Below are 25,504 nucleotides of genomic sequence, written 5' to 3'. Positions count from 1 at the left end.
AATTAAGCATTAACTGAAATCATTTTTGCGCTTTGCCTTTCTTACTCACTAAGCCTGCCATATTTAATTGGCATAAAATTTTGAGTAAATAAAAGGGTAAAATATGATTAAGTACATAGTTGCTTTAATAATACTTAGCACACTGTTAATAAGCGGTGCGGCAAACGCAAAGGATGATGCTGTAAACACGGGTTGGTTTAATAACACGGCTATTAAAGGGTACGACAGTGTTGCTTATTTTACCCAAAATAAAGCCATTAAAGGCAATGACAAATATACGTTTAGTTATTTAGGTGCCGACTGGCATTTTTCGAGTGAAGAAAACAAAACGGCATTTGCAGAAAACCCAAAGCGTTATGCACCGCAATACGGTGGTTGGTGTGCTTATGCAATGGCTGATGAGGGGAATGCCGTAGGGATAGACCCAGAAGCATTTTATATTCACGAAGGTAAGCTTTACTTAAATTACAGCCAAAGCGTACAACAAAAATGGTTAAGTAATTTATTGCCGTACATTGTAATGGCAGATGGGTACTACCCACAAACAACCAATGTGATGGCGTTTCAATAAATTACTCATATTGCTAATCAAAAGCCCGCAACTAAACTAGTTGCGGGCTTTTACTTATTAGCTAATTAATTAAAGCGTTTCGCTATATTCAGTCATTACTTGTTCAACCCATGTTGCAATACGCTCATCGCTTAGCTCGTATTGACTGTCTTCGTCGAGCGCGAGTCCTACAAACTGTTTACCATCAGGCGTTAATGCTTTTGAAGCTTCAAACTCGTAACTACTGTCGTTTGGCCAAAAACCAAGTTGAGTAAATGTTTGCGTATTTATTTCGTCGTGTAGCATGCCTAGCGCATCTTGAAACCACTGCCCGTAACCTTGTTGATCGCCCATGCCAAATAAAGCAATGGTTTTACCATTTAGGTTTACGTCGGCTATGTCGTCCCACTTTGACTCCCAGTCTTCTTGTATTTCACCAAAATCCCATGTTGAAATACCAAAGATGATAAAGTCATACTGCTCTGCATTTTTTAGTGGCTCGTCTTTAATATTGTGCAGGGTAACTATATCGGCACCAATAATGTCGCGAATCTTTTCTGCTGCCATTTCGGTGTAGCACGTAGTAGAACCAAAAAATAAACCAATTTGCATCGTATTTATCACTGTGTAATTGCCTGATATGATAGGCTCAAGTTTACCGTAAGGTATTTTTAATTGATACCTTAGCAAAGCATGAGAGCATAATGTGACAACGCTATCTGACGATTCTTTTGAAAATAACAGCAGTATGAGCAGTAATAGCGACTACCTAGAAACCTTTTTAGATAGCCTGTACTTAGAACAAGGCGTAAGCGAAAATACATTAAGCGCTTATCGCAGTGATTTAGATAAGTTTTGCCTATTTTTAAAGGGCGAAAATTTAATGACGGTAACGGGGCTAGACATAGAAAGCTACTTAGCCCATCGAGTTGATTTAGGTTTAAAACCACGCAGTACAGCACGTAGCATTAGTGCGCTAAAGCGTTTTTATCAGTACTTTGTGCGCGAAAAAATAATTAGTGATTCGCCGATGCTAAACATTGCTCAACCAAAAGCCGGACAGTCGTTACCTAAAACACTCTCAGAAGCTGAAGTTGAGGCATTGTTAAATGCGCCCAACACAGAAGAAGCGATGGGACTGCGCGACAAAGCCATGCTAGAGCTACTTTATGCAACGGGGTTGCGTGTAAGTGAGCTTGTTGGGCTTCGTATGGAGCAAATTAATTTGCGCCAAGCGGTGGTGTTTGTAAAAGGTAAAGGTAATAAAGAGCGCTTAGTGCCATTGGGTGAAGAAGCCATGTATTGGCTGGAGCAATTTTTAAAGGGTGGGCGTGCACAAATGATAAAACACGCCACCGATTTTGTGTTCCCATCTAAGCGCGGAGTAGGCATGACGCGACAAACCTTTTGGCATAGAATTAAACACTATGCTATTTTGGCATCAGTTGAGTCTCCATTATCGCCCCATACCATGCGCCATGCTTTTGCTACGCACTTATTAAATCATGGGGCAGATTTACGTGTGGTACAAATGATGTTGGGCCATAGCGATTTATCAACGACGCAAATTTATACCCATGTTGCCAATGAACGGTTAAAGTCGGTACACGCAGAGCATCATCCGCGCGCGTAAATTTGAAAGTAAATATTATTAAGCCGGTCAATATATTAAGTATTTTTAGCATAGAGAGAAGTTATGAAAAAATTAATGTTAGCAGGTGCCATGTTGTGCACAAGTATTAGTGCATTTGCAAATGGCGTTGCTGTAACACCAGATGCTAATGATCCTATTATTACTAAATTTGCCGAGCTTGGTGTAACTGTAAAGCAAATTAACCCAAGCCCAGTAGCGGGTTTAAAAGAATTGATTACTAACAAGGGCGTGCTTTACGCAAGTCCAGATGGTCAATTTTTAATGCAAGGTACGTTAATCGATTTAAATAATCGTAACAACTTAACAGAGCAAGCATTAAACGGCGTGCGTGTTGAGGGCATTAAAGAATACGAAGATTCGATGATTGTGTACAAAGCACCAAACGAAAAACACAGTATTACCGTATTTACCGACATTAGCTGTGGTTACTGTCGTAAATTACATCGCGAGTTAGACGATTTACTTGATGCGGGTATTACCGTTAAGTACCTTGCGTTTCCACGTGGTGGCTTACAAGGTTCAGGCTACGCCGATTTAATGAACGTATGGTGTGCACGCGATCAGCAAGAAGCACTAACAGAAGCTAAGTCGGGTACAAGCACTAAAGTAGTTGCAGGCTGTAGCGCACCGGTTGCAGAGCATTATCAGCTTGGTCAAAGCTTTGGTATTAGCGGCACACCTGCCATTATTTTAGAAGATGGTACGATGATCCCAGGTTACCAGCCAGCAGCAGCACTAAAAGCAGCATTAGATGCTAACAAAGCGTCGTAATACGTTTTATAGCTAATAAAAAGGCCTTAATGGCCTTTTTTTGTCTTTTTAATACGACCCAATAAGTTAAAACTCTGCATGAAAAAACTAATCATTGCGCGTGAAAACGTTGACGACTCGCATCTACCGAGTAATTTACACCCTGTAATTAAACAAATTTATGCTAACCGCAATGTATTTAATGCCGACGAGCTAAATAACAGCGTAGCTACGCTTCACGACTTTAAATTGTTTAAAGATATCGACAAAGCCAGCGATTTACTAATTGAAGCATTAAAGGCGCAAAGCCAAATATTAATAGTCGGTGATTTTGATGCTGATGGCGCAACAAGCACTGCAACATTAATGCAGGGCCTTGAGATGTTTGGCTTTAAGCATTTAGATTACTTAATTCCTGACCGGTTTAGCTTAGGTTATGGTTTAAGCCCCGCACTTGCAGAGCAAATAGTACAAATAAAGCCTGATTTAGTGATCACCGTAGATAACGGCATATCGTGTATTGCTGGTATTGATATTTTAAAAGCGGTTGGTATAAAAGTGCTGGTAACAGATCATCACTTACAAGGTGAGCAGCTGCCAAATGCCGATGCTATAGTAAATCCAAATAGGCACGAATGTAACTTCCCGTCTAAATCTATAGCAGGCGTTGGCGTTGCTTTTTACTTATTAATAGCGCTGAGAAGCGTAATGCGAGATCTAGGTTATTTTGAGCAGCAACCGCCGCCTAATTTAGCTAACTTGCTCGACATTGTAGCGCTTGGTACGGTTGCTGACGTGGTCGCACTTGATGCAAATAATCGTACCTTAGTACATCAAGGTTTAGCACGTATTCGCAGTGGTAAAACACGCCCAGGCATTACCGCGCTTATTGAGGTGGCTAACCGCAATGCTGCGCGCTTAAGCGCAAGCGACTTTGGCTTTTCACTTGCCCCGCGTTTAAATGCAGCAGGGCGATTAGACGACATGAGTTTGGGTATAGCATGCTTACTTAGCACCGATATAAACCAAGCACGTAGTATTGCCAGCGAGCTCGATAGCTTAAACTTTGCAAGGCGCGAAATAGAACAAGGCATGCAAGCCGAGGCGCAAGCCGTGCTTGATAGACTCGCATTTAGCGACGATAACGTCCCTGATGCAATTTGCTTGTTTCAAGACGATTGGCACCAAGGTGTTATTGGTATTTTGGCTGGTCGCTTAAAAGAAAAGTACCACCGACCAACCGTTATATTTGCTGGTGGCGAAAATGGTGAAATAAAAGGTTCGTGCCGCTCTATAGAAGGGTTGCACATGCGCGACTTACTCGAAGGGCTTAATACTGCTGAGCCACACTTAATTAATAAATTTGGTGGCCACGCAATGGCCGCTGGTTTAAGTATTAATGAGCAACACTTTAACGACTTTAAAAAGGCATTTGATGCTGCAGTGAGTGCGCAACTGAGTGAAGAAAGTAAGCGCTGTATTGTATTTACCGACGGTGAGCTGCCAAACGACTGCTTTACGATGGAGTTTGCTCAGCTATTAAAGCAATCGGGCCCGTGGGGGCAGCAATTTCCTGAGCCGGTGTTTGAGCACACATTTGAAGTAATACAGCAGCGCATAGTCGGCGAAAAGCACTTAAAACTTGTATTAAAGCATCAATCAGGGCGATTAGTTGACGCCATTGCCTTTGGTATTGATGTAAAAGAATGGCCCGACACAGAAGCGAAGTTTGTAAAAGTAGCCTATCAACTCGATATAAATGAGTTTAGAGGTAAATTTACGCTGCAATTAATAGTTAGAGAGCTTGAAAAAGTGCACTAAAAAATATGCACAAATCATGCATAAAAGGCTAATAAAGCGCGCGGTTTTTTGTTAAAATCGGGCGTTTTTATCATTTGACGATAATTTGTTGCGAAAATCCCATGTAAAGGGGCGCAATTACCTAGCCATTTTGGAGTGATGTACATGTTTGAAGTGAATCCTGTGATTAATCAAATCAAGGAAATTCGCGAACGTACTGAATTGCTTCGGGGGTACCTTTGACTACGCTCTTAAACAAGAACGCCTAGAAGAAGTTAACGCCGAACTTGAAGATTCAGCCGTATGGAATGAGCCTGAACGCGCACAAGCGCTTGGCCGTGAAAAATCAGCATTAGAGGCTGTTGTTGAAACAATCGACAACCTTGTAGCCGGTACTGACGACGTTGAAGGTCTACTTGAACTTGCTGTAGAAGCCGAAGATCAAGATACCTTTGATGAAGCACAAAGCGAACTTAGCGATCTAAACGAGCAGTTAGAAGGTTTAGAGTTTCGTCGTATGTTTTCAGGTCCTCATGACTCAAACGATGCGTACCTTGATTTACAATCGGGTTCTGGCGGCACTGAAGCACAAGACTGGTGTAACATTCTACTTCGTATGTATTTACGTTGGGGCGAGGCTAAAGGCTTTAAAGTTGAGCTAGTTGAAGCAACCGACGGTGATGTTGCCGGTATTAAAGGCGCAACAGTTCGCTTTGTTGGCGAATACGCTTACGGTTGGTTACGTACAGAAACAGGCGTTCACCGTTTAGTGCGTAAAAGCCCGTTTGACTCAAGTGGTCGTCGTCATACCTCATTTGCTTCTGCGTTTGTATACCCAGAGATTGACGATAATATTGAAATTGATATTAATCCGTCAGATCTACGTATAGACGTTTACCGTGCATCAGGCGCGGGTGGTCAGCACGTTAATACCACCGAATCGGCGGTTCGTATTACTCACGTACCAACAAATACCGTAGTGCAGTGTCAAAACGAGCGTTCACAGCATAAAAATAAAGCCCAAGCGATGAAGCAGTTAAAAGCTAAATTATTTGAGCTTGAGCTACAGCAGCAAAATGCTGAAAAACAAACGCAAGAAGACGCTAAATCTGATATAGGTTGGGGTAGCCAAATACGTTCATACGTACTTGATGACGCACGTATTAAAGATTTACGTACAGGCGTTGAAAACCGCAATACCCAATCGGTACTTGACGGTAACTTAGATAAATTTATTGAAGCCAGCCTTAAATCTGGCCTATAACCACCAAGCTAATAAAGAGCTAAAAAATGACTGATAAAATCCAAGACGAAAACAAGTTAATCGCTGAGCGTCGCGGCAAGTTAGACGCGATACGCGAAAATTGCCCAGCCAACGGTCATCCAAACCAATTCCGTCGTGAGCATTACACGGCTGATTTGCAAGCCCAGTTTGGTGATAAGAGCAAAGAAGAATTAGTTGAACTACAAGAAGTTGTGTCTATTGCTGGACGTATTTTAGCAAAGCGTGGACCGTTTTTTGTAATTCAAGACATGAAAGGTCGCGTACAAGCGTATGCATCTAAAGATGTTCAAAAAGACCTTAAAGAAAAATATGGTCAGCTAGACACTGGCGATATTATAGGTGTTAAAGGCGCGTTAAATAAATCGGGTAAAGGCGATTTATACGTAGAAATGACTGAGTATCAATTACTAACTAAGTCACTTCGCCCGTTACCTGAAAAATTCCATGGCTTATCAGATCAAGAAACAAAGTACCGCCAACGTTATGTTGACTTAATTACTAACGAAGCAACGCGCGAAACATTCCGCATTCGCTCACAAGTAGTTGAAGGTATTCGTCGCTTTTTAGCAGACCGTGACTTTATGGAAGTAGAAACACCTATGCTACAGGTTATACCTGGTGGTGCATCTGCGCGTCCGTTTGTAACTCACCATAACGCGCTTGATATCGACATGTACCTACGTATAGCGCCAGAGCTTTACTTAAAGCGCTTAGTGGTAGGTGGTTTTGATCGTGTATTTGAAATTAACCGTAACTTCCGTAACGAAGGGTTATCTACACGCCACAACCCAGAATTTACAATGATTGAATTTTACCAAGCATACGCTGATTACATCGACCTGATGAACATCACCGAAGACATGCTACGTACTGTTGCAGAAAACGTACTAGGTAGTGCAATTGTAGTTAATACAACTAAAGACGAAAACGGCGAAGTTATCGATTCAGTTGAATACGACTTTGGCCAACCGTTTACACGTTTAAGTATGGCGGATGCTATCTTAAAATATAACCCTGAGTTTGATGCTGCGGTATTTAACGACCCAGAAAACCACTTTGAAGAGTTAAAAGCGTACGCTAAACAAGTGCACGTTAAAATTCCTGAAAACTGTGTTTGGGGTCCTGGTAAGTTTCTTTGTGAAATATTTGAAGAAACAGCAGAGCACATGCTTATTCAACCTACGTTTATTACTGGTTACCCGTGGGAAGTATCACCACTTGCACGCCGTAACGACGAAAACCCATTTGTTACCGACCGTTTTGAGTTTTTTGTTGGCGGTCGTGAACTTGCAAATGGTTTCTCTGAGCTTAACGATGCACAGGATCAAGCTGAGCGCTTTACTCGTCAAGTTGAAGAGAAAGACGCAGGCGATGATGAAGCAATGCACTACGACGAAGACTACATACGCGCACTAGAGTACGGCTTACCGCCAACGGCTGGTGAAGGTATTGGTATTGACCGTTTAGTAATGTTGTTTACTGATTCATCAACAATTAAAGACGTTATTTTGTTCCCGCATATGCGTCCACAAGCTGACTAATCTTTAGTAGAACAAAGTAACTTAATAAACGCCGCTTAATAGCGGCGTTTTTTTTACTTATAATTAGTGTTTTAATTAATAAGTACTACACTAAAAATTAAAGGTAATTATTAGTGCTGATTAATGTGCAATTCAGCTTCACTAACTTATTGTTATTGGAAGTTTTTAATATTAAAACTAACAGTGCTATAACTTTTTAGTATGATTATTTTTTAAACATATGTTGTGTTTGTACAAAGGTTTTAGCTAGAATACGCACGAAATTTACACTGCTGGTATTTAGCAGTTAAATATAGATTCTTAAAGGACTTAGGATAATAGTATGAAAGACAAACGAGTAGATGATTTATCAGAAGAATGCACATCAGAGCAAGAACGAAACGCTTACTACCGTGCTTGTATCGCTGAATTTCAACAATTAGGTTACCAAGAACAGTATTTGGCTCAGTTAACTGATGACTTAGTTCCCGTGCTAGGTGTTAATCCTTCAAATAAAAATACGTAACCCGCTTAAATTTCAAACTAATTACACTTTTAAACCAAGCATATGTGCAATCTGTAACCATATAGTCGTTTTTGGTAGAAAAGTGTTTGACATATTTTCTGAAATCTTTATTATACGCCCCACAAGACGGAGAGGTGTCCGAGTGGCCGAAGGAGCTCCCCTGCTAAGGGAGTATAGAGTTTGTAGCTCTATCGAGGGTTCGAATCCCTCCCTCTCCACCATTTCTTTTAATGGCGTGTTTTGTAAAATTTTAAAGTATGGGTGCATAGCTCAGCTGGATAGAGTACTCGGCTACGAACCGAGCGGTCGGAGGTTCGAATCCTCCTGCGCCCACCATACTTTAATAACTCGCTTAGAGTCTAAATAAGCAAAAGCTCTACTTAGAGTTAAAATAAGTAAACTATAAAGTGGGTGCATAGCTCAGCTGGATAGAGTACTCGGCTACGAACCGAGCGGTCGGAGGTTCGAATCCTCCTGCGCCCACCACTTTATAGACTCATACTTGGAGTATAAATAAGTAAAGTGTTGGCTAAAGCCAAACGGTCGGAGGTTCATTCTTACAAGATACGTCCTGCGCCCACCACTTTATAGACTCTCACTTAGAGTAAAAACAAGTAATAGTAAAAATGAAAGCGGGTGCATAGCTCAGCTGGATAGAGTACTCGGCTACGAACCGAGCGGTCGGAGGTTCGAATCCTCCTGCGCCCACCACTTTCATGTTTTCATACACTTTTAAGTGTAAGAAAAATAAGCCGATGGAAATCGGTTTTTTTATGCCAGAATTAATACGCTCTGCTTAGAGTTTAAATAAGCAATCTATGAAAGTGGGTGCATAGCTCAGCTGGATAGAGTACTCGGCTACGAACCGAGCGGTCGGAGGTTCGAATCCTCCTGCGCCCACCACTTTCATAAACAAGCCGACATTAAGTCGGTTTTTTTGTGCCTAAAATAAAGTGAAGTGTAGATTGATAACCTGTAGACGCTGAGCTTGCTCGCGTGAGAAGCGCCAGCTTCTAATCACTTACCACCGATATGACTGATACTTTATTTACGAGCTACGCTCGTCGCGTCAGTAAGCTGCACGCCTACAAGTAAAACTAGCCCTAATCTTTAAATCCAAACTCCGAGCTTATTCACCTGTTGTAGACGCTGAGCTTGCTCGCGTGAGAAGCGCTAGCTTATAATTACTTACCACCGATATAACTGATACTTTATTTACGAGCTTCGTTCGTCGCGTCAGCAAGCTGTAAGCCTACAAGTAAAACCAGTGCTAATCGTTAAATCCAAACTCCGAACTTATTCATCTGTGGTAGACGCTGAGCTTGCTCGCGTGAGAAGCGACAGCTTCTATTCCCCCCTCAAAAATATAATTTATAAGATTTTATTTGTTGGCAACGCCAGAAATAAGTAATTTATTCACAAAGAGGTTAAGAGGCGCTGCGCTTTTAGAGGTAGTAATAAAGCTAAATTAATAAACCCGGGCTTATGTCTTCTCATTTACTTCTCTTTCGCTTCTCTATGTGTAATAGATCTTTAAGTGGTTCATTGACCAAGAAACTAAATAACTAGAAGCGTTTAGCTCTAAGAAGGTTAAATACGGTCTTTAAGCTTAAAATGAGAGGTGGTATTTTCAAGTAAAACTAGCTCTAATCTTTAAATCTAAACTTCGAGTTTATTTATCCGCTGTAGACGCAGAGCTTGCTCGCGTGAGAAGCGCCAGCTTCTAATCAGTTATCTAATCAAGCCCACTTAACCCTTTTCTAAAGCTGCTCTTTATTATTACCTATGTTATTTTAAACGCCTTGTTTAAAAGGATATTGCAGTATGTTTAAAACCCTATTTATTACTTTATTTTTTATTTTTAGCGCCATTTTTATTGCAAGCGTGCAAGCCAACGAAGCTAACAACTCACTTGTAGTAGGTGCGCAGCAATATGCTAAATATTTACCGCAGTTAAAAAATAAACGTGTAGGGCTAGTCGTTAATCAAACATCAATGGTGGGGCAAACTCACTTAGTAGATGCGCTGTTGACTAAAAATATTAATATAACTAAAATTTTTGCACCTGAGCATGGCTTTCGTGGCGATCACGATGCGGGCGCCCATGTGAAAAATGCTGTTGATGGTAAAACTGGTATTCCGCTTATTTCTATTTACGGTAAAAATAAAAAACCAAGCCAAGCTGCTTTAGCCGATGTTGATGTGATTATTTTTGATATTCAAGATGTGGGAGTGCGTTTTTATACCTACATAAGCTCTATGCACTACATGATGGAAGCCGCTGCAGAGCAGGGGATAGAGTTTTTAGTGCTCGACAGGCCCAACCCAAATATTGCCTACGTTGATGGGCCAATATTAGAGCCAGAATTTAAATCGTTTGTAGGAATGCACCCAATTCCTGTTTTACACGGCATGACCGTTGGCGAACTTGCCAAAATGATCAAGGGCGAGGGCTGGATCAATAAAGCGGCCGATTTAAAATTAACGGTGATCCCTGTTGATCATTACACTCGCAAAAGTACTTACAGCTTGCCTGTAAAACCCAGCCCTAACTTACCTAACGATCAAGCCATTGCGCTTTACCCATCACTTTGCTTTTTTGAAGCAACGCCTATTAGCATTGGTAGAGGCACCGACTTTGCATTTCAAGTAATTGGCTATTCGCCAGTTGCATTAGGTGATTTTAATTTTACACCGCGCGCAATTAAAGGCGCTGCTTTAAACCCTAAATTTAAAAACCAAACCGTGCAAGGGCTCGATTTAAGACAAGCAAATATTACAGGTTTAAATTTAACTTACTTAATAAATGCGTACACGGAGCTTAGTAAAAATAACATCTCGTTTTTTGAGCGTGCTGACTTTATGGATAAGCTAGCGGGTACTAATAAATTGCGCTTAGCTATTGAAGCAGGGCAATCAGAAGCGCAAATAAAACAAAGCTGGCAGACGGGACTTGCACAATTTAAAGCGCAAAGAGCGCCTTACTTGTTATATAAATAAGGGCTAAGCATGTTTATTGCTTTAAAAAATCAAAGGTATGGTTATATCAAACAAGCATTTATAGTGGCATTGAGCTTTATTATTGTGGGTTGTAGTACACCACCTGAGCCTATTAGCTCGGTGCTACCACTTACAAAAAGCCAGCTTGTAGAGCTGCCTAATGCACAAGTGGTTGTAACGTTTCCTGAGGTAAATCCAAGTAGCCGGTTTTATGTAAATAACCGAGGAACGTTTAAAGCTTACAAAGGGCGCGGGCAATTATTAATACAAAACCACAACGCACAAAGCGCCGATATTTACATTAATAATAAAAAGCTCAACGTTAACCAACTAAGCGCCAACACCTTATACAATTACAGTTTGGCAAAAAATACTCACAACGGTGTTAATACCTTTAAAGTTGAAAATATTCTCCCTGCTGGCGCAAGTTTAACGCTGCGTTTTGCATTTCCTACTTTAAGCGATGAACCAAAAAAGCATATAGATTTCAATGAAGTAGACACATTAATTGAACGCGATGTAAAAGCAGGTTTTCCTGGGGCTGTATTGGCCGTTGTTAAAAACGGTGAGCTAATAAAGTTAACCGCCTATGGCGATGCAAAGCAATATCAGCAAAGTGATTTAATGCTACTTCGCCCAGAGCCCATGCAAACTAATACCTTGTTTGATCTTGCCTCAAACACCAAAATATTTGCCACAAACTTTGCACTTATGAAATTAGTAAGCGAAGGGTTATTAAATATTAATAAATCCGTACAAAGCTACCTAAGCGAATATAAAGGTGAAGGGCGAGCAAAGCGCACAGTAAAAGACTTACTCACACACAGCGCCGGATACCCGCCAGTATTTGACTTTCATCGTAAAGATGGCAGCTACGGCGACGCGTTTTATTCGCAAAACAGTAAAACCACCAAACAGCTATTACTTACCAGCGTCCCTTTTAGTAGTAAATCATCTGGGCAGCATGTTTACTCAGATATTGATTACATGATTTTAGGCGTACTCATTGAGCGCATAACTGGGCAGCCCCTTGACGAATATCTAGAGCAGCAAGTGTACGCACCACTAAAATTAACTAACACGTTATTTAATCCACTTAAAAAAGGCTTTAAGCCGCAGCAATTTGCAGCCACTGAGCTTAGCGGCAACACACGAGACGGGCGCATTAAGTTTGATAATGTTCGCACCAGTGTTTTACAAGGCCAAGTGCATGATGAGCGCGCTTACTACTCACTTGATGGCGTAGCAGGGCATGCAGGATTATTTAGTAACTCTCACGACTTAGCGGTGCTTTGCCAGCTATTACTAAATAATGGTGGCTACGGCGACCAACAATTATTTAGTGCAAGCGCCTTAGCGCAATTTTTAACGCCGCAATCAAGCGACGAGACCTACGGGCTTGGCTTTAGGCTTGCTGGTAATAATCAAGCAAGGCGCTGGCACTTTGGCCCTTATGCAAGCGCACAAGCTTATGGTCACACAGGTTGGACGGGGACCGTGACCGTAATTGATCCCGCTTACGACTTAGCTATTGTTTTACTTACCAATGCTCGCCATAGTGCCATTAAAGGCTCGCTAAAACGTTACGAATTCACAGGCAAACAATTTGAAACCGCACAGTACGGATCGGTTGTGTCGCTTATTTATGAAGCACTACTAAATCAATAAGCTATCGTATAGGTTAAAACGTACTAACAGCATTACTCTAAGTGATTTATTTACAGGTGACTTGAGTAAGGCAATCCATTAAGCTAAGCGGTTTACAAATCTAAGCCAGTTTATGCTGCTAGGCTTAACAAATAAGCGATAAAACGCGTACAAAGCGAGAGTGGCTCGCTAATAATTAAGGTTAACTTTTTATGCATTGGTATTCTATTTTACCGCCGCTAATTGCGATTGCTATCGTGTTTTGGCGAAAAGAAGTGATTATGGCGCTACTTGTTGCTGTTGCTTCTTCTGAGTTTTTACTCGCCTTTCAGGGCGAAGGTAATAGCTTGTTTGACACTTTTTTAAATACCATTGAACGTATTATTTCGGTTGCCAGCTCGCCAGGTAATACACGCATATTAATATTTAGTATTTTAATAGGTGCCTTGCTTGCCTACATTCGCGAATCTGGCGGCGTTGCAGCAACTGTTAATATGTTAATGAACAAAGGTATTGCAAAAAGTAAGCGCCAAGTGGGCTTTTTAACCATGTTTACCGGCATTGCGGTGTTTATAGAATCTAACTTGAGCGTACTTACCTCAGGTATTTTATCGCGTGGCTTATTCGACAAATTTAAAATGAGCCGAGCGCGCCTAGCGTACATTATTGACAGCACCAGTGCGCCAGTGTGTATTTTAATACTACTTAACGGCTGGGGCGCATTTGTACTTGGTTTGTTAGGTAACTATGAGCTAGGTGAGTCGGCTGTATCAGTGTTATGGGGCAGCGTAGGGTATAACTTTTACGCCATAATTACCCTTGCCATTGTTTTTTATACCATCGCGTTTGATAAAGTGCATGGCCCAATGAAAGAAGCCGAAGAAAAACTAGAGCTTCAAACAACTGACTTAAAAGAAGAAGTAAAAGGCTCTAGAGCGCGTTACATGTTAATCCCGCTTATTACGCTTATTACCAGCATGGTTGGCTTTATGTACTACACCGGTAATGGTGTATTAGCCGAGGGCAGCGGCTCTAAATCAGTATTATATGCAACGGTTTTAGCCATTGTTGTCGCTTACTTTTTAATGATTGGCTCACGTAAATTTACCCATCATCAATTAGTTGATACCGGTTTTAAAGGTATGGGCGAATTAATGCCATTAGTCGCCATTGTACTGCTTTCGCTTACACTTGGCGCAAGCTTAAAAGAGTTGGGTACTGGTGTATTTGTAGCGTCGCTTGTTGGCGACTACCTACCTATTTACTTAATCGTACCGGTGCTGTTTTTAACCGGCGCAGTTATGTCGTTTACTACGGGTACATCGTGGGGCACGTTTGCTATATTAATCCCAATTGGTGTGCCACTTATTCAAGCGCTAGGTTTACCACCGTCGCTTGTGGTAGGTGCTATTTTGGGTGGTGGTATATTTGGCGATCATTGCTCGCCTATATCCGACACCAGCGCTGTATCGGCTATTGCATCGGGGTGTGACTTACTCACCCACGTTAAAACGCAGCTACCATATGCCTTATTTGGTGGCGGCCTTACGTTTTTGGCGTACTTAATAACAAGTATTATTGTTTTATAAAATACGACAGTTTAAATAGTCAAAAGCCTGCTTATTGCAGGCTTTTTTGTTTTTAAATTAAGACCGAGGCTAGTAATAGACGCTCAAGCTATTAAATAAACTATTTAAATATAGTTAAGTACCCGTATTTATATTTTTTAGGTTATTGTATAGCATGAGCTTTAAGCTTTTTGGTAGCTATAAATTCTTACTTTTTAACTCATATAAGGCTGTAAACCCACACTATGTTTGTAATCGATAATATCATTCTCGTTAGTGCCATTTTAATTTTACTTGGGGTGATCTCGAGCAAGTTATCTGCACGCGTTGGCTTACCGGTGCTGGTGCTATTTTTACTTGTAGGTATGCTCGCAGGTGAAGATGGTATTGCAGGTATATCATTCGACAACGCAGAGGCCGCACATGCTCTGGGTACTCTAGCGCTTGCTATTATTCTATTTGATGGTGGCTTACAAACGCCCACCAGTTCAATTAAACAAGTGTGGAAACCCGCGTCTGCTTTAGCAACCATCGGGGTGTTATTTACCGCTGTAATTACAGGCCTTGTGGCCACTTATATTTTAGACCTGCCCATATTACAAGGTGTTTTACTGGGTGCCATTGTTGGCTCTACAGATGCCGCAGCAGTGTTTGCGCTTTTACGAAGTGCGGGTATTCACTTAAATAAAAAGCTTAAATCTACCCTTGAAATAGAAAGTGCATCGAACGATCCAATGGCTATTTTCTTAACGGTTGGATTGCTCGAAATGCTCGTTAACGACATGCCAATAGGGCTGGATTTACTACAGTTATTTGCTCAACAAATGGGTGTTGGCGCTATTTGTGGTCTTTTAATTGGTAAGGTATCGGTTTGGTTTATTAATCGAATTAAACTAAATGCATCGGGTTTGTATTTAGTGATGGTAACTGCATTTGGACTGCTTTCTTTTGGCCTTTCTGCAACGCTCGGCGGCAGTGGATTTTTAGCTGTATTTATAACAGGCGTGATTTTAGGTAACAGTAAGTTTGTATATAAACGCGGTATTTTTCTGTTTCATGACGGCTTAGCATGGCTTGGGCAAATAACCATGTTTGTTGTATTAGGACTCCTTATTAACCCGTCATCGTTGGTTGATGTATGGCTAGAAGGATTGCTTATTGCACTGGCACTTATTTTTGTTGCACGCCCATTAGCGGTAGCGCCTATTTTAAAACTGTTTGGCTTTAATAATCGCGAAACCCTGTTTGTATCTTGGGTTGGTCTTAGGGGCTCAGTACCCATTATTTTAGCTATATTCCCATTACTATTTGGCCTTTCAGGGGCTGAGCTTATTTTTAATGTTGTTTTTTTCGTGGTATTAATTTCAGCAACGTTACAGGGTTCAACAATGCCTTGGATGGCTAAAAAACTAAATTTAGTAGAGCCGCCGCCCGACCTAGCCGCTGCAACACTCGAAATCACAGCCCTAAACGATATTGATATAGAAATTGTAGAATACACCTTAAGTGACGTTTCTCGGGTTTCTGGGCGCAGCTTGTCACATGCCGCACTTCCTGAAAGTGTGGTTGTTGCTATGATCACGCGGGGTCCGTCAATCATACCGCCACGAGGTTCAACTAAGTTAAAAGCAAATGACCACTTATTTGTTGTTTTAAAACCAGATAACAGACCTTTTGTTGATTTAGTTTTTACAGCAACCGATAAAACAAACCATCAAGATAGCCACTTAGCGCACAACGAACTTAAAGTGAAAGGGGTAACGTTGGTAGGGGATATATTTTACTCTTATCACATGCAAATAGACGCCCCAGAAGAGATAAGCTTGGAGGAAGTGATTAACCAAAAGCTTTCAGGAGAAGTTAGTAAAGGCGCTATTGTTGTTATTGGTAATGTGCAAATACGCGTTATAACAATGGTACATACACGCATAGTTACCATTGGCTTAAAGTACTTAAATAATCCAGAAAAACGACTTTTAAAGCAGTAATAATTAATAGTGATTTGTTTAGCGCTAGGCTCACGTTTATAGCGTACGTAGGTTGGGTGGCGCGAAACCCAACGTATCATTAATGAAATGAGCACATCGAAAGCTGAGCATGTGTAGTGTTTTTGTTGATACAATCTCATTCTAAACTACAAGGTCGTATTCATCTTCTTGAAGCTTAAACGCGTCTTAGTTTTTTATTACATCAAAACATATATGAATAAACTTTCGCATATTTACACAGCTTATATGGGGTTTTGCTATTATTTATTAACGTTAACTGTGCCATTGTTTTATTCTATGTCCCAGCGATAATGATCGCTATATAAAGTTTTCACCGAATTCAGGCTGGCCCGTCGGGCGTTAGCCCGAAAAGTTAAATGAAATATAAAAACGCTTATACAGGCGTTTAGTTTGCTGTTATCGCTAATATAGAAGCTTTTAATTATCTATTTATCTTATTGCCAAACAAGCTTTGTTTATTATCTCAGTCAGTTGGGTTATTCTAGAAACTTAATGATAAAATTTAGTTTATGGATTGGTAAATTATTATGGGTCAACTTGATGTTCCATCTAAAAGGAAAAGTTACGGTTGGGCTGGGCTTTGGGAAGTGATTTGTGGGGTTTGGTCAAAAAGAATAATAAAAGTATTAACCTTGGGTATTCTTTTAACAACTTTAGCAGTTTACTTAGATGGTTATTTTAGTGGCAAGCTCTTTGATTTATTAAGTAATATACTACTAGCTTCTGGTACGGCATTAATTGCCGCTGCTGTTGTCGGCTATATCTTTGCTGATGAAGATTATACAAAACTATTAGAAAAAGATATTGTAAATGTACTATTCAACCCCGAAAATTATAAGAATGACACTCAACTTATGCTGAAATGGGAAGATATAACTCGTTCTATTTTAAGTAAAGCGCTACCTTTTGAGAATTCAAAGGCAAGTGAGAAAATTAAGCAGCAATTTTTAACTGATGAACGAGATTATCATTTTGAAGGCGTTGAATGTTTTTTTGAATTTGATGTAAATGTAAATACTGGTTTAGTTACTATCAAACAAACGATTACTTGTGCACTTGTTATTACACCAAATAAAGAAAACCCAGAACTAATTCAGAATTTTTCTGTCGAAGATAGTGGTGAATTAAAGCCTGGTGAACTCCAATTAAATGGCAATTATTTAAATATAGGAGACTTGGTTAAAAAAGATCCAAATAATTCGAATGCATATACTTTAAAATATCCTTTAAAAGAACTAGTATTTAACTCTGAAGGTAGGAAAGTCGTACGTTATAAAAGAGTAATGACCTACGAGCAATTTTTGGCTGACGACCCTTCTTTCTCATCTTATATAAGTAGGTATGTAAAAGGGTACAGAATTGAAGCTAAAATAACTGATGGTTACAAGTTACTTTTTTCAAGCTTTTTAGGATCCTCTATTCAAGACTTTAAGGAGGAAACATTACCAGAGGGGAGAGTCGGTTGGACTCTATGTGATCTAAATGATTTACTTTTACCTGGTGAGGCGTTTATACTCACTATATCAAAAAAAGGGGGATAATATGGTTCTCTTAGCGACTGAAGACTTTTAGTTCATCAATAAAAAGCAGCACAATGCTGCTTTTTCGTTTTATTACTTAATTTTTAATTAAATAAAGCCACAGTTAATTGTTAGTATCATGTATGTTAAGCATATCCAAGTGGTTAATTCTTATGCTTTTTAATTTTAAAGAAGCGATACAATCTAAATTACTTACAGCTGTAATTTTTAAAGTATAAACCCAATACCTAAAGAAAGCTGCAGCTAAACTATAGGCCATTCATGTACTGTATTATTTATTTAACAATACTTTATGGTAGCTATTATTATCGTGATAGTTACTGAAGTAGTATTAAATCTCTAATCCTCTAGGCTCTTGTCATACTTCGGGATAAAAATAGGCTCAAATAAATAAGGTTTATTATACCTAAGCCCCACACTGCCTAATCCCAGCACCCGCATGTTTAAGCGCAATAATCTGCCCTTTACCATTATGTGCCATAGCCAGCATATCACCCGTATTTAGACCACTTTCCACTGCATGCTTCCCTTTTAAATCACTCAACAGTGAATGCTTAATTTGCACGAGTACTTCATCATTACAGCTGGCTATGTACCAGTCGTTATCTACCTTCACTAGAGTGCCGTATTCTATGTGGCGCTGTTGGTGGCGGCGTAAATCGTTAGCTAATTGGCTGTCGAGTGCGTGTTTTTGCTCGTTTATGGAGCTTGCGTAGCTACCAGCTTGGTTTATTTCGTGTGTTTTAATAATTGAATAGTCGTGAATGTCTATAGTGTTAAGTGCGGTGTTATGTACGGTTTTAGGCGTGGTATTTATGCTGTTGTTATTATCAAACACAATAAAAGCAAATACACTCAGAGCGCAGGCAAGGCTGGTTAGCTGCAGCGTAAAGCCGAACTTTTTAGGCTTTGTGTGCGTGGCCTTTTTAACTAGCGCTTTTTGCTGATCGCTTGTAAGTGTAGTGCGCGCTTTTCGCTCTTTGTAATGTTGTGTGAGCTTTTGATCAAACGGCTCATCAGGCTTGTTCATTGTTTGCTCCTAATAAACGTTTAAGGTTTTGCTTGGCATAGCGCAGCCTTGTTTTAATGGTCTCGAGGCTGCTTTGCGTTATAAGTTCTATGTCGGTGAGCGAAAAGCCTTCTTGTTGTAATGTTATGGCTTCGCGTTGTACAAAGCTGAGTTGTTTTAGCGCGGCGTCGAACGCGTCATAACTAATGTTTGAGCTGCCTATATGCGGGTCTCCACTAGTTAAGTCACCACTATTTAAATCGCTTTCGCTTTTATCATTTTGTGCTGCTAAATGCGTGTTTTCGTCAAGCTCTACAAAGTGCTGTTGCCTGCGGTATTCGTCAATAAGTGTGTTGCGGGCAAGTTTAAACAACCATGCTTTGGGTATGGTTTGCGCTTGGTAAAGGTGGCGTTTTTCGATTACTTTTAGCCATGTTTGTTGGCTTACGTCGTATGCTAAATGCGTATTAGATTGCGTAACAAGGTAGTGGTATAAGTCGTTACTGTAGAGGGCAATAAGCTGCTCTAAGTAACGATTGTCGCCACTTTTTGCGTAACTTGCCAAGCAGTCCTTGCTTGGCGTTTCAAATAACCATGACTTAATACTTAGTAGCATAGGCTCATCGCTTTTATTGTTGTAATTTAAAATCGAGCTGTACGGTTTGACCTGTTTGTAATTGTGCCACACCTTCAATTACTTTGGGGCGATATTTCCAGCGTTTAATGGCTCTTATTGCTTCGCGGTCAAAGGTACGTTTTGGCTCGGCGTTAATAACTACTGGGTCGATTACTTCCCCCGTTGGCGAAATACTAAAGCTTAGTTGTACCCAACCTTCAATACCATCGCGCGCGGCTGTAGTTGGGTATTTAGGGTTTATGCGCACTATGGGTGTTGCATCCCCTGTAGGGCGATTAATGGTATTGTTAATGTTGCCACCAAAATCGTCAATTGTAACTGGCGTAAGGTCGCTAATTGCCAACACAGGATCGGCTGATGCATCAAGCGGTGGAGCTTTTTGCGGCACTTTAGGCATTGGCGGTGGCGGCTGTATTTTTTGTATATGCCTGACTTTTGAATCCTCAGGTGCCTGAAAAATCTCTACTATAATATCGCCCCCTGGTTTAACCGGTGCGCGTTGCTCGCCACTTATTAAATATTGCATAAACGCAAAAGCTGCAAAGGTCATTGCGGCGCCGCCAATAACGGCGCTCGATGTTTTTATAAATACTGGGTTGTTAGGTGCTTCAAGTGTGTGCATAAGCCGCTCCAAATTTTATTGACCACTACTATTAGAGTGTTTTCAAAGCTATAACGGGTGGCAAATCAAAAAGGGGTGAAATAATTTTATAAAAAATGTGGGGTTTAGTTACAATAGCCATTCGCATTCTTTTACTTATTAACTTTTTAGGCTGTTATGCAACTCATTGAAATAAATAAAGCGCGTTACCGTAAACATTTAAACCGTGTTATTGCTGGATGCGGTATTGGTTTGGCTGTAGGCAGCTTGGCTATATCGCAAACGCTGATTGCTTTATTTCCTGATGAAAGTGGTAGCCACTTTCATTGGAACTTAATAGGCGTTGCTATTACAAGCGTTGGGCTTGGGTGGTTACTTAATAAATACCGTACACATAGCTTTATGACTGAAGTTGTTTATGTGTGGGAGCTTAAAAAAGCACTTAATAAAATAACCCGTAAAATGGCTAAGTTAAAAGCCGCTGGCCGTGAAGGTAATGCCGATGCGTTATTGGCGATTCATTATAGCTACGCGGGCTCTCGGTTATTGTGGCAGCTAGACGATAACCTAATCACCATGGACGATTTAGCCATTAAACAAGCTGAGCTTGAATCTGTTGCAGCGCAACATAACGTAACGCTTAATGTTGAAGATTACGATGAAAGCATTTTAAAACAGTTTTAAAGCTTAGGTTTTTAAATTAGTTAGAGGAGCCTTAATGAAAAAAGTACTCATAGTGTGTTTAGGTAATATTTGCCGCTCGCCAACCGCAGAGGCGGTATTAAAAGCCCGCGCTAAAAAGCTAGGTGTTAACGTTAAAGTTGATTCGGCGGGCACTATTGGTTATCACGAAGGTAAAGCGCCTGATAGTCGCTCAATGGCAGCCGGGAAGAAGCGCGGTTACAGCTTTAAAGGTATTTATTCACGTAAAGTGCGTACAAGCGACTTTACTGAGTTTGATTTAATTTTAGCGGCCGATACGCAAAACTTAGCTGATTTAAAAGCCCAGTGCCCTGAGCATCTACAGTACAAATTAGCGCTGTTTTTAGAATATGGCGAGCAAGCCCAAAGCGCTATTCCCGATCCCTATTACGGCGGCGATGATGGCTTTGAAAATGTGCTCGATTTAATAGAAGCGGCTAGCGATAAAATACTCGCTAAAATTTAATCCCTATTTTATTACTAAAGCTAAATTTAACGAGCTTTTAGTCGTATTGCATGGTGTTCCTAAAGTAAGTACATTTTATACTTACTCAAAGGGAACTTTATGAAAATAAAAATATTACTACTCACTTTATCTATCGCTTCTTGTTCTACTTTTGCTAACGATGTTAGTTTTTCGATTGGGGGTGGCTATCCTTACTTAGTTATTCCTGAGGTGTCTTTGTCGGCTAACGACGACACACAACGCTGGTATGCAAATTATAAACTAGGCCTTGATGATGGATTTTCAGTCGGTTTTGAACAAGCAGTTAGCGATAATAAAAAACATGCTTTTGGCGTACTTGTGGGCGCTATTGGTGCAAGAGATACAGACCAAGAGTGTGAAAGTTCAACTAATGATGTAGCAACTGACTTTGCTAATACGCTAGGTTGTGTAATTGGCGGTATTTTTGATGAAGAAACAACAAACGGCATAGGGCTTACGTACAGCTACAACTTTAATGGATTGAACAGCGCTGGTTTTAGATTAGAGCTAGATGTGGGCTACGGTAAAGCAAGCGATAGCAATGAAAAAAGAGCCGATGGCGGTATTAGCGTAAGTTATGAATTTTAACTACATAGGATTTGTATTAGTTGGTATTAAAAAAGGCGCTAAAAGCTGTCTCTTGATCACAAGTCTGACTCAAGAGATTTTGCTAAATCGTAGCCTTCCAGGATGGCTTGTAACTTAAGCCATCCTTTCCATAACACTTTCACAGATGCACGCCCTGTGCGTTTGGTATCTTTCCAGCCTCCTAACTTTGCCAGTTCCTGATACGCCCATGACATATTTGGAGCAGTTTCAGGCAATGGTGTTTTTATTCTCTTTAACCACAATAACTTCCATGCTTTGGGAGATAACAGTTGTTCACAACTTGGAGAATCAGGCTGCTCATTGGTGAACTTTAGTTGCAATATTCGCGTCGCAATAAAGCCATTAATCGTCACCAATCTTTCCATGTTATCTTGGCTTTGAAGACGTAAACTTTCGATATCCGTACCATCACTTTTCCAGACTTTATGGTATTCCTCTACAAGCCAACGGTGCTCATAGTAGGTGATGATAGCTAAGGCGTCTTCTTTGCTGGTGACTGGTTCACTGGTTAATAGGTGCCAGCTTAAGCCGTTCTTAGCGTTTCCTCGCTCTGTACAGCCGACATAGTAAACTGGGAGGGAGTGTCCTTTCTTATTGTAAGGCGCTTTGAGTGTCACTGGCGCATAGGTGATATCCAGTGTTGCGCTTCGGGCTTTTCTTCCTCCTTTTTGTGCAATGTGGATGTGTTTGGTGCCTGCACTCATCAGCTCGCTTGCAAACGCATAGAGCTTATCCTCACCTTCTTCAATATGACGACTTTGCATCGAGCGTACGACGAATCGTTGCTGCTCGGTCAGTTTATACTGCAAGTATTCGTAGATGTCCGCTTCGCGGTCACACACCGATATCACGTTCGCCATTTGTCCTTGCAGCCGCTCTGCCATCGCTCGTGACGCTGACTCCCACTTGTAACTTTCTTTTTCTTCGTAAGAAGTCGTCGCGTGTTTTTCTCTTTTTCCAATCGTGTTGATATCACGACTCCAGCGAGACTGTTCAATTAATCCCACAACTTGCTTTGTGTCTGGCGCAAACAGTAATACGCTATGAGCTAACAAGCCTCGTTGTTTTGCTCCTCGTCCGACATGACCCAAATCATCTCGAATGGAGGAATGCTTATAAATTAGTGTGGTCGTGTCTTCTAATGCGAGCAATAAGTTATGACTTTTTGCTTGTTCAACCGTGGCTTTAAAGCCTGACTCTGCTATAGCCGTTGCGTCAATATTCTCGTTGCGAATAAAGCGGTAGGCACCTTCCATATCGGCGGGGGATTGAGTGATGTTCACAAGTGGTTTTCCTGGTTCATTTGCAAGCGTTGATGCTAACTTTACCAGACGCGCTGTTCTTCTTGGATCACCTAAGTCCGATTTACCGAATTGTTGTTTTGCCCAATGAGTATGTTCGTTAATCATAATGTGCCCTCAAACAAGATTTGAAGATCTGATCATGACATTGAGATTTAGTTCAAAAAAATCCCCGCTAATTTCTTAGCAGGGATTTGTGTATAAGAGACAGCTAAAAGCGCCTTTTTAATGAGCCGCTTTTAGTGGCGGTTAATTTTAAAGTCGAGTTGTACCTGAGAAATAGCGCTAACAGGTTTGCCATTTTCAAACTTTGGCGCGTAACGCCATTGCTCAAGCGCTGCTTTGGCTGATTTTTCAAATGCGCTGCCGCCTTCAGAGCTAAGTACTTTTGGGTTTTTTACAAAGCCAGCTGCGTCTACCTCAAACTCCATAACAACGCTACCATCGGTACTAAATCTGGCTTTGTTAACTGGGTATTTAGGATTAACACGGTAAAGCGGCGTTTGCTCTTGCGATTCTTTCCATGGCACCATTTGAGCGATAGCTAGGCAATGTTTAGTTGCTTCTTCGCTTTTACCTTGTTTTTCGTACAGGCCTACAAGCTTTGAATGAGCTGTTAGCTCTGCACTGTGATCAAAGTTTAAGTTACTATCGAATACAGTAACTATACGGTTTAGCCTTTCAATCGCTTGGTTGTATCTTTTACGACCCTCTGCGAATGAGGCCATTAAAAAATCGGCTTTTATGCGCTCTAGTGAGTTTTCAGGTAAGTTTTCTTGGTAGTATTCGTCGGCTTCTTCTAGGTAGTTTTTAGCCTCACGATATTTTTTAGAACTAAACTTTTTAGCCAGTAGCGTTGCAGCTTCAAGTTTCATGTCGGCTACAAACTTAGGGTTATTTTGTGTTTTAGCTATACCTATTACTTGTTCTAAAAAGTTAGCTGCTTTGTAAGCTGATGTTGTGTGGTTAGCTTTTCCGAGCAGTGCATCAACTGTTTCTATTGATTGTTTTCCGTGATTAGCCGCTAAAATAGTATGGGCTTCATCATAAAGTGCAAAACGTTGTTCGTTTAGCTCACCGCCGTAGCCTTTAATAGCTTTAGCGTAGTTAATAGCTAAGTTAGCGGTGTTATCTGAGCTTTCACCATAAACAGCTTTACCTGATGTGTAAGCAAGTTTGGCAGCTTGTTGTACGTTTTCGTCTGCTTTAACTGCTGCTAAATAGCTTTGGTATGCTTGGTTAAATACCGTTTGAGGATCGCTTGCTTGGCTGGCGAATGCTGTAGTGCTTAAAGTTGTTGCGCTTAAAGCAGACAAACTTAAACCTATAAATAAAGCGAGTTGCTGACGTTTCATAATAATCCCTATCGTTGTTTAAAATACAAAATACCAAACGTGCCTGCAGGTGTCACTGATTAAGGTAAATCAACGTAAATAATATTGGCGGTTATTTGTATTAATTTATTGCTTAACAATCATTGAAAATAACGCCTGTCGTCGCCATATATTTGCCATAAACAGTCTTGTACTACGGTGTATTTATCCTATTTTGTGATACTATCACTTTATTGTCGTGTCGTAGTTATTTAAATATTTGGATTTGTCGTGGCGCAAGTAAGAGCAAGAGTCCAGCTTAATGTTGGCAGAAATAGTGATATCCCTGCAGAAATAATCTCATTTACTGATTTAAAAGATGGTAAAGAACATATTGCGATGGTGTTTAACAACGCCGATACAGAGCAAGATGTACCGCTAATTCGTATGCATTCAGAATGCCTAACGGGCGATGTATTTTACTCATCGCGTTGTGATTGTGGTGAGCAGCTAAATGAATGTATTGAAATGATGCACGAGCAAGGCGGTATTTTATTGTATTTACGCCAAGAAGGCCGTGGCATTGGTTTATACAACAAAATAGACGCTTACGTATTGCAATCGCAAGGTATGAACACCTACGAAGCTAATAATCATTTAGGCTTTGCTGATGATTTACGTGACTTTTCGGATGCGGTATTAATGCTCAATGCGCTTAATTTAAGTCACGTTAAATTAATGACTAATAATCCTAAAAAGCTTAATGCATTAAAAGATGCCGGTATTAATGTTGACTCGGTTGTGGGCACGCATGCACACATTAAAGCGGGTGTTGCGGGTAATAAATCGTACCTAGAAACAAAAATTAAGCATGGCGCGCATATGTTAGATATTAAGAAAATTAAAAAACCTTAATCATTTAATTACGTTTCGTCTATTAATCCCCCCTCACGCCAAGTTATACTTGGCGTGTTTCGTTTTAAATTAAGAGCAAG

22 protein-coding genes and 5 tRNA genes are annotated in these 25,504 nt (G+C 40.6%); 21 read left to right on the top strand and 6 right to left on the bottom strand.

Going from position 1 to position 25,504, the window contains the following annotated elements; all coding sequences use genetic code 11:
- Positions 1 to 103: 103 nt before the first annotated feature.
- Positions 104 to 571 (top strand): YHS domain-containing (seleno)protein, encoded by a 468-nt coding sequence (locus AC5NT5_RS14290; protein WP_494513915.1) that lies wholly within the window; start codon positions 104 to 106, stop codon positions 569 to 571.
- 69 nt (positions 572 to 640) lie between these two features.
- Here AC5NT5_RS14290 and fldB read toward each other — a convergent pair whose 3' ends face one another.
- The gene (gene fldB / locus AC5NT5_RS14285) at positions 641 to 1,162 is read right to left on the bottom strand and encodes a flavodoxin FldB (protein ID WP_024605911.1); all 522 of its coding nucleotides are present in this window, start codon (positions 1,160 to 1,162) and stop codon (positions 641 to 643) included.
- A gap of 94 nt (positions 1,163 to 1,256) precedes the next feature.
- Between fldB and xerD the strand changes: the two genes are divergently transcribed.
- The 16 genes from xerD (at position 1,257) to AC5NT5_RS14205 (ending at position 17,850) form a co-directional block, all read left to right on the top strand.
- A complete protein-coding gene (gene xerD / locus AC5NT5_RS14280; RefSeq protein ID WP_002961416.1) occupies positions 1,257 to 2,183 on the top strand; it encodes a site-specific tyrosine recombinase XerD in 927 nt (308 codons plus the stop codon).
- A gap of 63 nt (positions 2,184 to 2,246) precedes the next feature.
- Positions 2,247 to 2,975: a bifunctional protein-disulfide isomerase/oxidoreductase DsbC gene (gene dsbC, locus AC5NT5_RS14275; RefSeq protein WP_002961417.1), complete on the top strand. Its 729-nt coding sequence runs from the start codon at positions 2,247 to 2,249 to the stop codon at positions 2,973 to 2,975.
- A gap of 78 nt (positions 2,976 to 3,053) precedes the next feature.
- Positions 3,054 to 4,775, top strand: coding sequence for a single-stranded-DNA-specific exonuclease RecJ (gene recJ / locus AC5NT5_RS14270; RefSeq protein ID WP_182695430.1), 1,722 nt, complete (start codon positions 3,054 to 3,056; stop codon positions 4,773 to 4,775).
- 144 nt (positions 4,776 to 4,919) lie between these two features.
- Positions 4,920 to 6,018 (top strand): peptide chain release factor 2 gene (prfB, locus tag AC5NT5_RS14265; RefSeq protein WP_100218355.1). Its coding sequence is split into 2 segments (ribosomal slippage): positions 4,920 to 4,994 and positions 4,996 to 6,018, totalling 1,098 coding nucleotides; the frame shifts between segments, so codons are not numbered across the junction.
- 26 nt (positions 6,019 to 6,044) lie between these two features.
- Positions 6,045 to 7,580, top strand: a complete 1,536-nt coding sequence (lysS, locus tag AC5NT5_RS14260; protein WP_002961420.1) for a lysine--tRNA ligase — start codon at positions 6,045 to 6,047, stop codon at positions 7,578 to 7,580.
- Positions 7,581 to 7,902: 322 nt separating this feature from the next.
- A complete protein-coding gene (locus tag AC5NT5_RS14255) occupies positions 7,903 to 8,085 on the top strand; it encodes a hypothetical protein (protein ID WP_010553261.1) in 183 nt (60 codons plus the stop codon).
- Positions 8,086 to 8,213: 128 nt separating this feature from the next.
- Positions 8,214 to 8,306, top strand: a tRNA-Ser gene (locus AC5NT5_RS14250).
- Positions 8,307 to 8,344: 38 nt separating this feature from the next.
- Positions 8,345 to 8,421, top strand: a tRNA-Arg gene (locus AC5NT5_RS14245).
- A 73-nt stretch (positions 8,422 to 8,494) separates the two neighbouring features.
- Positions 8,495 to 8,571 (top strand) — tRNA-Arg (locus AC5NT5_RS14240).
- Between the two features lie 148 nt (positions 8,572 to 8,719).
- Positions 8,720 to 8,796 (top strand) — tRNA-Arg (locus AC5NT5_RS14235).
- A 115-nt stretch (positions 8,797 to 8,911) separates the two neighbouring features.
- Positions 8,912 to 8,988, top strand: a tRNA-Arg gene (locus tag AC5NT5_RS14230).
- A gap of 921 nt (positions 8,989 to 9,909) precedes the next feature.
- Positions 9,910 to 11,085 (top strand): exo-beta-N-acetylmuramidase NamZ family protein, encoded by a 1,176-nt coding sequence (locus AC5NT5_RS14225; protein ID WP_494513916.1) that lies wholly within the window; start codon positions 9,910 to 9,912, stop codon positions 11,083 to 11,085.
- Between the two features lie 9 nt (positions 11,086 to 11,094).
- A complete protein-coding gene (pbp4b, locus tag AC5NT5_RS14220; RefSeq protein ID WP_494513917.1) occupies positions 11,095 to 12,753 on the top strand; it encodes a penicillin binding protein PBP4B in 1,659 nt (552 codons plus the stop codon).
- 191 nt (positions 12,754 to 12,944) lie between these two features.
- Entirely contained in the window at positions 12,945 to 14,321 is a 1,377-nt protein-coding gene (locus AC5NT5_RS14215; protein ID WP_182195269.1) for a Na+/H+ antiporter NhaC family protein, read from the top strand.
- A gap of 224 nt (positions 14,322 to 14,545) precedes the next feature.
- Positions 14,546 to 16,288 carry a potassium/proton antiporter gene (locus AC5NT5_RS14210; RefSeq protein WP_494513918.1) on the top strand — a complete coding sequence of 581 codons (1,743 nt, stop codon included), beginning with the start codon at positions 14,546 to 14,548 and terminating at the stop codon, positions 16,286 to 16,288.
- Between the two features lie 548 nt (positions 16,289 to 16,836).
- Entirely contained in the window at positions 16,837 to 17,850 is a 1,014-nt protein-coding gene (locus AC5NT5_RS14205) for a hypothetical protein (RefSeq protein ID WP_494513919.1), read from the top strand.
- Positions 17,851 to 18,256: 406 nt separating this feature from the next.
- Here the strand turns inward: AC5NT5_RS14205 and AC5NT5_RS14200 are convergent, their stop codons facing one another.
- Genes AC5NT5_RS14200 through AC5NT5_RS14190 form a run of 3 tightly spaced genes read right to left on the bottom strand, consistent with a single transcriptional unit; the run spans position 18,257 to position 20,118 of the window.
- Entirely contained in the window at positions 18,257 to 18,880 is a 624-nt protein-coding gene (locus AC5NT5_RS14200; protein ID WP_494513920.1) for a hypothetical protein, read from the bottom strand.
- On the bottom strand, positions 18,867 to 19,475 hold the full coding sequence (locus tag AC5NT5_RS14195; RefSeq protein ID WP_494513921.1) for a sigma-70 family RNA polymerase sigma factor: 609 nt from the start codon (positions 19,473 to 19,475) through the stop codon (positions 18,867 to 18,869). Before AC5NT5_RS14195 ends, AC5NT5_RS14200 begins: the two co-directional genes overlap by 14 nt.
- Positions 19,476 to 19,488: 13 nt before the next feature.
- Positions 19,489 to 20,118 (bottom strand): energy transducer TonB, encoded by a 630-nt coding sequence (locus AC5NT5_RS14190; protein WP_494513922.1) that lies wholly within the window; start codon positions 20,116 to 20,118, stop codon positions 19,489 to 19,491.
- Between the two features lie 156 nt (positions 20,119 to 20,274).
- On the opposite strand from AC5NT5_RS14190, the gene AC5NT5_RS14185 reads away from it, so the two are divergent.
- The 3 genes from AC5NT5_RS14185 to AC5NT5_RS14175 all read left to right on the top strand — a co-directional run bounded on the left by AC5NT5_RS14185 (position 20,275) and on the right by AC5NT5_RS14175 (position 21,874).
- Complete coding sequence (locus tag AC5NT5_RS14185; protein WP_494513923.1) at positions 20,275 to 20,781, top strand: DUF3087 domain-containing protein; 507 nt, start codon at positions 20,275 to 20,277, stop codon at positions 20,779 to 20,781.
- A gap of 34 nt (positions 20,782 to 20,815) precedes the next feature.
- On the top strand, positions 20,816 to 21,265 hold the full coding sequence (locus AC5NT5_RS14180) for a low molecular weight protein-tyrosine-phosphatase (RefSeq protein WP_182674006.1): 450 nt from the start codon (positions 20,816 to 20,818) through the stop codon (positions 21,263 to 21,265).
- A gap of 99 nt (positions 21,266 to 21,364) precedes the next feature.
- On the top strand, positions 21,365 to 21,874 hold the full coding sequence (locus tag AC5NT5_RS14175) for a hypothetical protein (RefSeq protein ID WP_494513924.1): 510 nt from the start codon (positions 21,365 to 21,367) through the stop codon (positions 21,872 to 21,874).
- Positions 21,875 to 21,930: 56 nt separating this feature from the next.
- On the opposite strand, the gene AC5NT5_RS14170 is transcribed toward AC5NT5_RS14175, so the two are convergent.
- On the bottom strand, positions 21,931 to 23,304 hold the full coding sequence (locus AC5NT5_RS14170; protein WP_024598303.1) for an IS4 family transposase: 1,374 nt from the start codon (positions 23,302 to 23,304) through the stop codon (positions 21,931 to 21,933).
- A 131-nt stretch (positions 23,305 to 23,435) separates the two neighbouring features.
- Positions 23,436 to 24,551, bottom strand: a complete 1,116-nt coding sequence (locus AC5NT5_RS14165; RefSeq protein ID WP_494513925.1) for an energy transducer TonB — start codon at positions 24,549 to 24,551, stop codon at positions 23,436 to 23,438.
- A 249-nt stretch (positions 24,552 to 24,800) separates the two neighbouring features.
- Here AC5NT5_RS14165 and AC5NT5_RS14160 point away from each other — a divergent pair, with 249 nt between their 5' ends.
- Positions 24,801 to 25,424, top strand: a complete 624-nt coding sequence (locus AC5NT5_RS14160) for a GTP cyclohydrolase II (protein WP_007583803.1) — start codon at positions 24,801 to 24,803, stop codon at positions 25,422 to 25,424.
- The last annotated feature ends 80 nt before the right edge of the window (positions 25,425 to 25,504 follow it).

The sequence above is a fragment of the Pseudoalteromonas sp. J2K-J599 genome, from assembly GCF_059295115.2.
This window is presented reverse-complemented; position numbering and strand designations above follow the sequence as displayed.